Genomic DNA, 11,381 nt, shown 5'->3' with positions numbered 1-11,381 from the left:
GCACCAGCGTGTCCTCGACGGCTGGCGGCGGCACCGCCATCGGCAATCTGACCTTCACGGATCCGGATGCCGGCGCCACCGGCACGTTTACGATCCTCAACGATCCCAGTGGCTATTTCCAGGTAGTTGTGATCAATGGGAATCCGCAGTTGCAGGTGCGCGACGGTGCGACCCTGGCGGCGGGGACCTACGCCGTGACCCTGCGTGTAACGGATCAGGGCGGCCTGACCTACGATAAGCAGTTCACCATCAATGTCGTAAATGGAAATGTTGACCCTAAAATCGTAGGAGCATCCGACCCTCTAGTTAAAACGACATCTGATAGAGCGGATATTCAGGCATTCAAAAATCTGACGATTCAGGACTCCGGAACTCTTAGAGTCGTTGTGAGCATGGATAACGCGTCGAAAGGTAAGTTTTCCGGCGACGGCGGTATTTATGATAAGGACGCTGGTACCTTTACTATCGAAGGCAGTGCACAATTCGTGACTGCTGCCCTTCAGGCATTGAGATTCGACGCAAGGGACAAGGCCACAGGATCAGCCGCTGAGGTGACGAATTTCACGATCACTGTAACCGACAGCGAAGGTGCAGTCGCATCCAATAGTAATATCAGTGTCAGCGCAACGGCACCGGATGCTCCTCCCGCGAACCGGGCTCCCACTGGTTTGGCGCCGTCGAACGTCACTCTGCAGGAGCTGACTAAGAACGGAACGCCCATAGCAACGCTCTCGGCGTCGGATGCCGATGGCGATAAACTCACCTACAAGATCATCCTGGCCAATGGCGTTGCAGCCGATACGGATGGTTACTTTACGGTCAGTGGCAATCAGCTTCTTGTCGCCAACGGCGTGATGTTCGACGCCGAGCAGGCCCTGTTGCGGCAGGTTACGATTGAGGTGAGCGACGGTAGAGGTGGAGTTGCGCGGCAGACGTTTACCTTCAACATCTCCGACAAAAGCCCTGAGACAATGGTGGCTTCCGACGCCAGCCCGTTCAATGACATCATCAAGGGTAGCAAGACCGGCAAGTTCAAGGATACGTTTTACGGAGGGGCCGGCGATGACAAGCTCTGGGGCGGTTATGGCAACGACACCCTGTGGGGCGGCTCCGGAAAGGATACGTTCGTTTTCGACGCTAAGCTTGGAACGGCCAAGACCGACCGCTCGGTGAACTTCGATACGATCAAGGATTATAGCGTCAAAGACGACTCGATCTGGCTCGAGAACTCATTGTTCAAGGGCAACAAGACGCTGTATGCCAAGATCAAGAAGGGCACCGAGAATAAGCCGGTGAAGCTGGACAAGAAGTTCTTCACAATCGGCGACAAGGCGAAGGAAAAGGACGACTACTTCGTGTACGACTCGAAGAAGCGCGTTCTTTACTACGATGCCGACGGCTCCGGCTCCAAGGAGGCGATCGAGCTGGCCACGTTCACCAAGAACAAGTACCTGAAGAACTTTCAGTACTCGGAACTCTTCTTCATCTAAACTCGAGACTTGATCTCGCGAGAAACCCTGCGCCGGCCCTCAAAGGCCGGCGCAGGCTTTTGAGGTCACGCCGTAACGGCGTGTGGGGATGCTCCGCTTATCAATAAGCGAAGCATTCTTTTCCATGTGCCGTGATGCCATGGCCGGCTTCCTTGAAAGAGGCGCAAACGTAAGCCCACTGCCGTTTGGAAGTGCTTCTCGCTTCTCACAATCTGCATGCGCTTGAGACCGTAACGATCCGCCCCGCCGAGAGGTGATCGACTGACCTTAAGTCTCTGAGGTATTGACCCAAAAAGCAGTTTGCACTTTGAGGATCAATGCGCCTTTTCGTGCCTGCGCATGGTGCGGGCGGGCAGAAAACTTGTTCTATGAAAAGAAGAACCGGGCATCATTTTTCCAAGTCGCCTGTTGGTTCGACGCAATGCGGCAGAAGGAGGAGCGTACCATGAAAATTCATGCGCAAAAAAGCCCGTTTCGGCTTGAGCCGAAACGGGCCTGAAAAGGTGAGGGGCAGGCTGCCTCAGATCAGGATGAAGTCTGAGGCTGCAAGCTTGAGGTTCTTGTCGATGGTCGCAAACTTGATCTTCGCGGCCTCCGCACCTGAACCGTCGGCGTCGTAATAGAGGATGCCCGCCTTCTTGTCGTAAATGATCCGGTCGCTGGAATCCTTGGCATTCGTGCCGACGCAGAAGTCCACTGAGCTGAGCTTGCTGCCACTCAGAGCGGAGAAGATGTCCTTCCGAAGCGCAATGCTGTCGTCCTTCGTCGAGAAGCCAAAGATCTTGTCGATGTTGGACGAGGACAGGGCCTTGTCGAAGACGAAGGTGTCCTTCCCTGCGCCGCCATTCAGAACGTCCTTGCCCAGGCCACCCGACAGCCGGTCGTTTCCGGCGCCGCCGAACAAGTTGTCGTTGCCCGCTCCCCCGGTCAGAAGGTCATTGCCGGCATCGCCGTTGAGTTTATCGTTGCCCGCATGCCCATCGATGATATCGTTCCCGCCAAGCCCGTTCAGGGTGTTCTTGCCGGAATGGCCTAAGAGCACATTGGCTTTGTTCGTTCCGGTGAGCTTGATCGTCTTGCTGGCGCTAAGCTCTTCGTCGGCGGCGAGGCCTTCGAACTTGTCCTTTGCGGACAAGGTCGTGTTCTTCGAAACGACCCGGCTGTCGAGGCCGCCTGAATCGATGATGATGTCGACCTTGTCGCGGAATTTGTAAACGTCGTTACCCTTGCCACCTTTTAGGATGTTCGGACCTTCGCCGCCGCCGCCTATCAGAGTATCGTTGCCGTCGCCGCCGTCGAGCACATCGATTCCGTTGCCTCCGTCTAGGTAATCGTCACCTGCATTTCCGTAGAGCAGATCGCGGCCATTGCCAGAGGTCACACGCTCTCCCGCTGAGCTACCGAAGAGCCGGTCATCGAGAGCCAGCGTTTTATCGGTGTTCAACTCTACAAGGATCGTCTGGTTGTCTCGGCCCCAGTTTACAAAAACCGTCTTTGAAAGGTCGAGGTCGACAGGTTCCGAGGCGCTACTGAACTGAATTGTATCAATACCAGCGGTAGATCCGACTACCTGCGATACGCCGAAGAAACTGTTGGCATTATAGCTGAGTGTTGTCGCCAAATTTGAGGGCGCAAATGTCAGAACGTCAATTGCATTGAGGGAATTGAAATGTGCAGAGCTGAAAAGCTGGAGAACATCCAATTGGTTCTCACCGCCGGCACCGACATTATTAGTTCCTGAGATGTCAGCGTTGAATACACCTCCATACACGATAAATGTGTCATTGCCCCCCATTCCATAGACGATGTTCTCTACATCAGGAACAGTGGCAGGAATAATGAATTCTTCATTGTCATCGGTACCAACTGTGATTGCCATTGTACCCCCACGTTCGCCTCTCAAAGGCGTACTTAAATAATATATCGTTTCTAATCTTGGCTGAATGGGAACCGAGAATCAATGGTCACACGTCAATCAGTTGATGGGTTCATCAGGTTTTTAAGAGGCTTTAGACGCAGGATAAGCGTCCGTGGCTGTTCCTAGTACCGGATTAGTGCCAGCCTTGGTTCCAAGCATCATCCCAAATGAAATTTTAATGAGGCCCTTTCGAAGCCTCCTTCAGCAAAACCGTTCCAGCCGAATGATCCGGCAGGGCTCGCCGGCCACGGCCTCTGGGGCGTGGGGAGGGCGGACGAGAAGGGCATCCGAGCGTTCGAGGATGCTCAGCATGGATGAATCCTGCAGGAGATGCGGCGTAGCGACCGGGACCATCAGGCGCTCGGAGTTCCGGCCGATACGGAACGGCACGTCCTGGAAGGTGAGGGAGGCGCGCATGTAATCCTGGCGCTCCCCATTGGGAGGCAGGTCGGCGCCCAGGATCGCGTCTTCCGCCGGATCTTCCGCGGCTTGCTGATCGCCCAGAAGGGCGCGGATCGCAGGTATGAGGAACAGCACGGCGCAGACGAGGGAGGATACGGGATTGCCCGGGAGGCCCAGGAGAAGGGTCGATCCGAGACGCCCATGCATCAGAGGCTTGCCCGGCCGCAGCGCGACCCGCCAGAAGCCGAGATCCATGCCCTGGTGGCTCAGGGCCTTCTGAACCAGGTCGTGCTCGCCGACCGATGCCCCGCCCAGGGTCACGAGGATATCGGCGCGTGCGCTCCGGGCCGCCTGGATGCGCTCTTCGAGCGATTCAAGGCTGTCCCGGGCGATGCCGAGATCGATGGCTTCCGCACCGGCCTTTTCTGCCATCAGCATCGTGGCCGGGAGGCTGGAGGCCGTGATCTGATCGGGGCCGGCGGATTCGCCCGCACGCACCAGCTCGTTGCCCGTGGCAAGGATGGCGACACGAGGCTTGCGGTGGACGGGGAGCGTTCCGTGCCCCATGGCTGCGGCAAGAGCGATGTGGCGGGAATCGAGACGCAGGCCCGCCTGCAGAAGAATCTCGCCCGTCTTGAAGTCGAGACCTGCTGCGCGGATGTGGCGGTTGGGATGAGGGGCTTCCTTCACCGTAACGCGGTCGCCGTCACGCGCCGTATCCTCCTGAAGCACCACCGCGTCGGCCCCGTCGGGAACGGGAGCGCCGGTAAAGATCCGCACGGCCTCCATGGTTCCGACCGTGCCCGTGAAGCGTGTTCCAGCGGCGCTGGTGCCGATCACGTGGAGGGATGCGGGAATGCGGGCGCAATCGGTGCTGCGAACGGCATAGCCGTCCATAGCGGAGGCCGGAAAGGGCGGCTGATCGCGCAGGGCGCCGATATCTTCGGCGAGGGTTCGGCCCGCACAGGCGGCGAGGGGCACGCGTTCGGCTTCAACCGGCTTCTCGACGTTCGCCAGAATGCGGGACAGGGCATCCTCGACCGAAATCAGGCTCATGGCGCCTCGTAATCTCCCGAGCGGCCGCCGCTTTTGCGCCGCAGGCGGATGTTCTCGATCCGCATGCCCTTATCTGCGGCCTTCACCATATCGTAGATCGTCAGGCATGCGATGGAAACGGCGGTCAGCGCCTCCATCTCGACACCGGTCTGGCCCGATACCTTCACCTCGGCGCTCACGCGCACGCCCGGCAAGGTGTCGTCGAGGATGCAATCTACCTTCACCTTGGAGATAAGAAGGGGGTGGCAGAGCGGGATGAGCTCGTGCGTCCGTTTCGAGGCCATGATGCCGGCGAGCCTAGCCGTTCCGAGGACATCGCCTTTCTTGGCGTCCCCCTGGCGGATCAGCTCGACCGTTTCCGGCAGCATTACGACGCAGCCCTCGGCTATCGCGGTGCGGCTCGTGACATCCTTGTCCGAGACGTCGACCATGTTGGCCTTGCCCGCCGCGTCGAGATGTGTGAGCCCCGTCATGCGGCGTCACCGAAGAGAAGCTTGCGGGTGGCGGCTGCCACATCCGCTTGCCGCATCAGGCTTTCGCCCACGAGGAAGGTACGGATATTCACCTTCGACAGACGCTCGATGTCCGCGAGCGTGAAGATGCCGCTCTCGCCGACGACGATGCGGTCGGGAGGGATCAGGGGGGCCAGCGCCTCGCTCACCCCGAGCGACACCTCGAAGGTGCGGAGATTCCGGTTGTTGATGCCCACCAGCTTGGTGCCGAGGGGCAGGGCGCGCTCCAGCTCCGCCCGGTCGTGCACTTCGACCAGGACATCCATGCCGAGATCGTGGGCGGTCTCGATGAGGGCGCGCGCCTGATCGTCCGTGACGCTCGCCATGATCACCAGGATGCAGTCGGCACCCCAGGCGCGGGCCTCATAGACCTGATAGGGCTCGAACAGGAAGTCCTTGCGCAGGGCGGGGAGGCCGGATGCCTCACGGGCCTGCGCGAGATATTCAGGCCTGCCTTGGAAGGAGGGCTCGTCCGTCAGGACGGAGAGGCATGTCGCGCCGCCTTCGGCATAGGCGCTGGCCAGGCTCGGCGGATCGAAATCGGCGCGGATCAGGCCCTTGGACGGGCTCGCCTTCTTCACCTCGGCGATAAGCGCAGGCCGGTTCCCGGCGAGATGGCGCTCAATGGCACTTGCGAAGCCTCGGGGCGGCGAGGCCGCGCGGGCCCGGCGCTCGATCTCGGCCTGGGGAACGGCGGCCTTCGCGGCGGCGATCTCCTGGCGCTTATAGGCTTCGATCCGGCTGAGGACGTCGCTCATGACCCTTATCGCTCACCGGTTCGAGGTTGTGACGAGGCGTTCGAGGGTCGCCTTGGATGCGCCGCTGTCGAGAGCCCGGGACGCGCGCTCGAGGCCGTCGCGCAGGTTCGCGGCCTCGTCGGCGATCACCAGAGCGGCGGCCGCGTTGAGCAGGGCCACATCGCGATAGGGCGTACGGGCTCCGTCGAGGACGGCGCGCAGCTGGGCTGCGTTGTGCTCCGGATCGCCGCCTCTCAGGTCGTCCAGACTTGCGGTCGGAAGGCCTACATCCTCAGGGGTCACGGTGAAGCGCCGGATGGCCCCGTTCTCCAGGGCGGCTACGAAGGTCGGGCCGGTGGTCGTCATCTCGTCGAGACCGTCAGAGCCGTGGACGGTCCAGACCTTCGTCGAACCAAGCTCCTTCAGAACCTGAGTCAGAGGATCGAGCCAAGCCTCTGAAAAAACGCCTAAAAGCTGCCGCTTGGCTCCGGCCGGATTGGCGAGGGGGCCGAGCAGGTTGAAAATCGTGCGTGTTCCAAGCTCCACCCGGACCGGCGCCACATGGCGCATGGCGGCATGGTGGAACTGCGCGAACATGAAGCAGAGATTCGTCTCCGCGAGGCAACGGGCCAGGCCTTCCGCATCGAGCCCCAGCTTCAGCCCCAGGGCCGACAGCACGTCGGCCGTGCCGGACTTGGAAGAAGCCGCCCGGTTGCCGTGCTTGGCGACCGGAACGCCGCAGGAAGCGACGATGATCGAGGCAAGCGTCGAGATATTGTAGCTGCCCTTGTGGTCGCCGCCGGTGCCGACGATGTCGATCGCGTTCTCGGGGGCGCTGACCCGCAGCATGCGGCCGCGCATCGCCGTCACCGCGCCGACGATCTCGTCGAGGGCCTCGCCGCGCACGCGCAGCGCCATGAGGAAGGCGCCCGCCTGGGCGTGGGTCACTTCTCCGGAGAGCAGGTCGTCGAAGGCATCCCGCGCCTCGTCGCGCGTCAGGGATGCGCCCGTGGCAACCTTGGCGAGGTAGGATTTGAAGGATTCCATCGGTTCAGTGTCCTGCTTGTGCGGCCGGGCCGCCGGTCGCGCGGTGCCTGGCATTCCAGTCCGCTGCGAGTTCGAAGAAGTTGCGCATGATCGTCACCCCGTGCTCCGACAGGATGCTCTCGGGGTGGAACTGCACGCCGTGGATCGGCAGGGACCGGTGGGACAGGCCCATCACGAGTCCGTCGGCGGTCTCCGCCGTGACAAGGAGGTCCTGGGGGCAGGTCTCGCGATCCACGATCAGGGAGTGGTAGCGTGTGGCCTTGAAGGGGCCGTTGATGCCCCGAAACACCGCCTGCCCGCTATGCTCGACCTCGGATACCTTGCCGTGCATCGGCAAGGGAGCGCGGCAAACGGTTCCACCGAAGACCTGGCCGATGGTCTGCAGGCCGAGGCAGACCCCGAAGGTCGGGATCGTGGGCGAGACGCGCTTCACGAGATCGAGGCAGATCCCGGCCTCGTTCGGCGTGCAGGGCCCCGGAGAGAGCACGATGGCGTCGGGCCGGGAGGCAAGCACCTCGTCGATGGTGACGGCATCGTTGCGCACCACATCCACCGAGGTGGCGAGGGGGCCGAGCAGATGCACCAGATTCCAGGTGAAGCTGTCGTAATTGTCGATGACGAGAACGCGGGTCATGGCGCGCCGACGTTCGCGTAACGAACGGCCCCGGTCAAGGGAAGCACGGACACGAAGGCATTGTCGTTCATTGGCCGACCCTCGCTAGGCTCGCGAAACGCACGGCCTCCTCGGCGGCGCGGAACAGCGCCTTCGACTTGTTGATGCATTCCTGCTGCTCCGAGGCCGGATCGGAATCGTAAACGATGCCTGCGCCCGCCTGGACGGCCATGCGCCCGTCCTTCACCACGGCGGTGCGGAGCACGATGCAGGTGTCCATTTCCCCATTGGCGCCGAAATAGCCGATGCATCCGGCATAGGGCCCGCGCTTGTCCTTCTCCAGCTCGTCGATGATCTGCATGGCGCGCACCTTGGGCGCGCCTGAAACCGTCCCGGCCGGAAAGCCCGCGATGAGCGCATCGAGCGCGTCGAAGCTCGGATCGAGCCGCCCTTCCACGTTCGAGACGATGTGCATCACCTGGCTGTAATACTCGAGGAAGAAGGAATCCGTGACCTCCACGGAGCCCATCTCCGCCACCCGGCCGACATCGTTGCGGCCGAGATCGAGGAGCATGAGATGTTCCGCCCGCTCCTTGGGGTCGGCCAGCAGGCTCTCCGCATGGGCCCGGTCCTCGGCCGCCGTTGCGCCGCGCGGGCGGGTGCCTGCGATGGGACGGATCGTGACCTTGCCGTCACGCACCCGCACCAGGATTTCGGGAGACGAGCAGACGATCTGGAAGTCCTCGAAATCGAGATAGCAGAGAAACGGCGCCGGATTGACCCGTCTCAGGGAGCGGTAGAGGGCAAAGGCCGGCAGCGGGAAGGCGGCCTCGAAGCGTTGGGACAGGACGACCTGGAAGATATCGCCGGCGCGGATGTAGTCCTTCGCCTTGGTCACCATGGCCTCGAACTCTTCCGGCGATGTGTTCGACACCGGGGGAGAGAAATGGATCTGGCTCGGATCGCTCCGGTCGTCCATCGGCAGCGGGCGTTCGAGGGCGGCCGTCACCCCGTCGAGGCGTGAAAGGGCCGTTTCATAGGCGGCCTTGGCCGACAGGCCAGGCTGGGGCCGCATGGGCGTGATAAGGGAAATCTCGTCCTTGACCGCATCGAACACCACCATGACGGTGGGCCGGATGAGAACCGCGTCGGGAACTTTCAGGACATCGGGATTGGGCTCGGGCAGGCGCTCCATGAGCCGGACCATGTCGTAGCCCAGATAGCCGAAAAGCCCGGCCGCCATGGGCGGCAGGTCGTCGAAGAGCGGCAGGGCGCTTTCCTTGATAAGCGCGCGCAGGCTCTCCAGGGGAGGGCGCTCGTCAACCTGGAACTCCTGCATCCGGCTCAGGGCGTGGCGGTCGATGGAAGCCACGCCGTCCTGGCATCGCCAGACAAGGTCCGGATCGAGCCCGATCATGGAGAAGCGGCCACGGGTCGAGCCGCCTTCGACGGATTCCAAGAGAAAGGCGGAACCCTTCCGGTCGTTGCGCAGCTTCAGGAACGCCGCGACAGGCGTCAGGAGGTCTCCAACGAGCGTCGCGCGCAGGACACCGGCCTCGCCAGCCTCATAAGTCTGGGCGAACGTGTCGAAATCGGGCGTGATCGTCATGGCTTACAGTTCGCTGCCTGTTGCCCGGCGAAGCGCCTGCTGGTTGATGGTCACGCCGAGATCCTGGCGAACCTGGGCGATGTATTCGCCGATAAGGTCGTCGCCCAAACCGCTCCGGAGCTGGTTCTCGGCGTTCTGTGCCTGCGGCGTGGTGGTGACCAGGGGCGGCACCGTGGCGGAAGTCACCTTGAAGACGGCCCGGTTCTCAGCTCCGCTCGCTGCATGGCCGGCCTTGCCGACCGGCACGGCGAAAATGCGGTTCACGGTCTCGGCGGCCAGATCGTCCTTCGCTGCGTTGCGGGCGAGGTCGGTGGCGGTCTTCACCGGAGCGCCGGCCTCCTGGGCCACGGTCTCGATGGCTTCGCCCTTCTCAAGGCGCTCCGCCAGCTGGCGGGCCTTCTCGGACAGGCGCTGGGCGACCTGATCGTCGCGCCACTGGGCGACCACCTGCTCGCGGACCTCGTCGAGGTTCTTTTCGCGGGAGGCCTCGATGCCGGTCACGTCGTACCAGACATAGCCCGTGGCGGTGCGGAGGGGTTCGTTGTCGACGCCAATATCGGACGCGAAGGCAGCCTTCACCACGGCATCCCTGGCAGGCAGGGCGACCGCAGTGCCGGCCTTGTCGAGGCCGTTGGCATCCACCGCCGGGACCTGGGCCAGGGGGAGGCCCTTTTCCTTGGCGATGTCGGCCAGGGGTTTGGCGCCTGCGCGCAGGTCCTCGATCTCGTCGTGAATCTTCTCGATCTGTCCCTGGGCGCGCTCGACCGCGATCTCCTGGCGAAGTTCGGCGGCCACCTCCTCGAAAGGCTTCACGGCCTCCGGTTGGATCTGCGTGACGCGCACGAGCACCGGGCCGAAGCGGCCGGCAATGGGAGCGCTAACGGAATCCTGGGCCAGGCCGAAGGCCGCCTCGGCCACGGCCTGATCGAGCATTTCGGCCTTGGTGAAGGTGCCGAGCTCCATATCCTGCGGGGAGACGTTGCGCTCCGTCGCGATGGCGTCGAAGGTCGCGCCGTCCTTGATCTTGGCGGCTGCGGCCTCGGCTTCCGCCTGGGAGGGGAAGGAGATCTGCTGGATCGTGCGGCGCTCGGGCGAGCCGTATTTCGCTTTCTGCTGCTCGTAGCGCTGGCGGGCGTCCGCGTCGGAGACGGCTTCCGGCTTGGCGAGGGCCGCCGCGTCGAGCGCCAGGGCCGATACCGCCCGGTATTCGGGAGCGCGGAAAACGCTGCGGCGGTCGTTGAAGAAGCTCTGAAGCTGCTCGTCGGTGGGGGCGGGAACCTCGCCGGCCATGGCGGGGGTCAGCATGAGATAGGAGGCCGCACGGCGCTCGCTGGAATAACGGTGCAGGGCTTCCCGGGCGACCAGAGGCACATTGATGTCTCCGGCCAGGGCCTCGGCCAGGTGAAGGCGCGTCATGGCGGCGCGCTGTTCCTGCACGAAACCGGCCTCGGACAGGCCCGCATTGCGCAGGGCCTGGTCGAAGAGGGCGCGGTTGAACTGGCCGTCGCTTCCCTTGAAGGCCGGGTTGCTCATGATCGACGCCGCGACGAGCTGGTTCGAAACCGAGAGCCCCATCCGCTTCGCCTGCTCGGCCATGACGGCCTCGGTCACGAGATTGTCGACCACCTGCCGGTCGAGGCCGAAGGCGCGGGCCTGCTCGGGGCTGATCACGGTCCGGAACTGGCGGCCCAGCCGCTGAAGCTCGTTGGTATAGGCGGCGCGCACCTGATCGACGGTGATCGTGGTGCCGCCGACCTCCGCCACCGCCGAAGCAGGGGTTGCACGGAAGATGTCGCCGATGCCCCAGATGGCGAAGCTGACGATCAAGGCGCCGAAAAAGAGGGTGGCGATGGCTTTGCCGACTACGGTCTGCCCAGCCTTGCGCATATTCCGAAGCATCGTGAACCCGTTTCCAAAAACTCGTTAAACTTGCCGATAAACGATCAGCGCCTCTCCGAAAAGGGCAAGTCTGGTTGAAAGAGGGCGCAAGCCTCTGC

General features: G+C 62.6%; 9 protein-coding genes. 1 reads left to right on the top strand and 8 read right to left on the bottom strand.

Annotated features, from left to right (window positions below; all coding sequences use genetic code 11):
- On the top strand, positions 1-1,490 hold a 1,490-nt coding region (locus tag L879_RS24505; protein ID WP_027316928.1), incomplete at its 5' end, for a cadherin repeat domain-containing protein.
- 520 nt (positions 1,491-2,010) lie between these two features.
- Here the strand turns inward: L879_RS24505 and L879_RS23325 are convergent.
- From L879_RS23325 to L879_RS0115530, 8 genes are all read right to left on the bottom strand, one after another.
- Positions 2,011-3,369 carry a calcium-binding protein gene (locus L879_RS23325; protein WP_084021068.1) on the bottom strand — a complete coding sequence of 453 codons (1,359 nt, stop codon included), beginning with the start codon at positions 3,367-3,369 and terminating at the stop codon, positions 2,011-2,013.
- 240 nt (positions 3,370-3,609) lie between these two features.
- A complete protein-coding gene (locus L879_RS0115560) occupies positions 3,610-4,866 on the bottom strand; it encodes a molybdopterin molybdotransferase MoeA (RefSeq protein WP_027316926.1) in 1,257 nt (418 codons plus the stop codon).
- Positions 4,863-5,339: a cyclic pyranopterin monophosphate synthase MoaC gene (gene moaC, locus L879_RS0115555; protein ID WP_027316925.1), complete on the bottom strand. Its 477-nt coding sequence runs from the start codon at positions 5,337-5,339 to the stop codon at positions 4,863-4,865. The genes L879_RS0115560 and moaC overlap by 4 nt, the downstream gene beginning before the upstream one ends.
- Positions 5,336-6,136 (bottom strand): indole-3-glycerol phosphate synthase TrpC, encoded by an 801-nt coding sequence (gene trpC, locus L879_RS0115550; RefSeq protein WP_027316924.1) that lies wholly within the window; start codon positions 6,134-6,136, stop codon positions 5,336-5,338. Before trpC ends, moaC begins: the two co-directional genes overlap by 4 nt.
- A gap of 12 nt (positions 6,137-6,148) precedes the next feature.
- Positions 6,149-7,162, bottom strand: coding sequence for an anthranilate phosphoribosyltransferase (trpD, locus tag L879_RS0115545; RefSeq protein WP_027316923.1), 1,014 nt, complete (start codon positions 7,160-7,162; stop codon positions 6,149-6,151).
- 4 nt (positions 7,163-7,166) lie between these two features.
- Positions 7,167-7,796 (bottom strand): anthranilate synthase component II, encoded by a 630-nt coding sequence (locus L879_RS21860; RefSeq protein WP_035459807.1) that lies wholly within the window; start codon positions 7,794-7,796, stop codon positions 7,167-7,169.
- A gap of 67 nt (positions 7,797-7,863) precedes the next feature.
- The gene (trpE, locus tag L879_RS0115535) at positions 7,864-9,384 is read right to left on the bottom strand and encodes an anthranilate synthase component I (protein WP_027316922.1); all 1,521 of its coding nucleotides are present in this window, start codon (positions 9,382-9,384) and stop codon (positions 7,864-7,866) included.
- A gap of 3 nt (positions 9,385-9,387) precedes the next feature.
- Entirely contained in the window at positions 9,388-11,283 is a 1,896-nt protein-coding gene (locus tag L879_RS0115530) for a peptidylprolyl isomerase (RefSeq protein ID WP_027316921.1), read from the bottom strand.
- Positions 11,284-11,381 lie beyond the last annotated feature (98 nt).

Source organism: Microvirga flocculans ATCC BAA-817 (assembly GCF_000518665.1).
GTDB classification, from domain to species: Bacteria; Pseudomonadota; Alphaproteobacteria; order Rhizobiales; family Beijerinckiaceae; genus Microvirga; species Microvirga flocculans.
The sequence above is the reverse complement of the archived record's forward strand: the minus strand, read 5'-3'. Positions and strand labels throughout refer to the sequence as shown.

Excerpts from the sequence above, each read along its gene's own strand:
- trpE (WP_027316922.1), bottom strand. The coding sequence starts at position 9,384 with ATGACGATCACGCCCGATTTCGACACGTTCGCCCAGACTTATGAGGCT.
- trpC (WP_027316924.1), bottom strand. The coding sequence starts at position 6,136 with ATGAGCGACGTCCTCAGCCGGATCGAAGCCTATAAGCGCCAGGAGATC.
- trpD (WP_027316923.1), bottom strand. The coding sequence starts at position 7,162 with ATGGAATCCTTCAAATCCTACCTCGCCAAGGTTGCCACGGGCGCATCC.
- moaC (WP_027316925.1), bottom strand. The coding sequence starts at position 5,339 with ATGACGGGGCTCACACATCTCGACGCGGCGGGCAAGGCCAACATGGTC.
- L879_RS0115560 (WP_027316926.1), bottom strand. The coding sequence starts at position 4,866 with ATGAGCCTGATTTCGGTCGAGGATGCCCTGTCCCGCATTCTGGCGAAC.
- L879_RS21860 (WP_035459807.1), bottom strand. The coding sequence starts at position 7,796 with ATGACCCGCGTTCTCGTCATCGACAATTACGACAGCTTCACCTGGAAT.
- L879_RS23325 (WP_084021068.1), bottom strand. The coding sequence starts at position 3,369 with ATGGCAATCACAGTTGGTACCGATGACAATGAAGAATTCATTATTCCT.
- L879_RS0115530 (WP_027316921.1), bottom strand. The coding sequence starts at position 11,283 with ATGCTTCGGAATATGCGCAAGGCTGGGCAGACCGTAGTCGGCAAAGCC.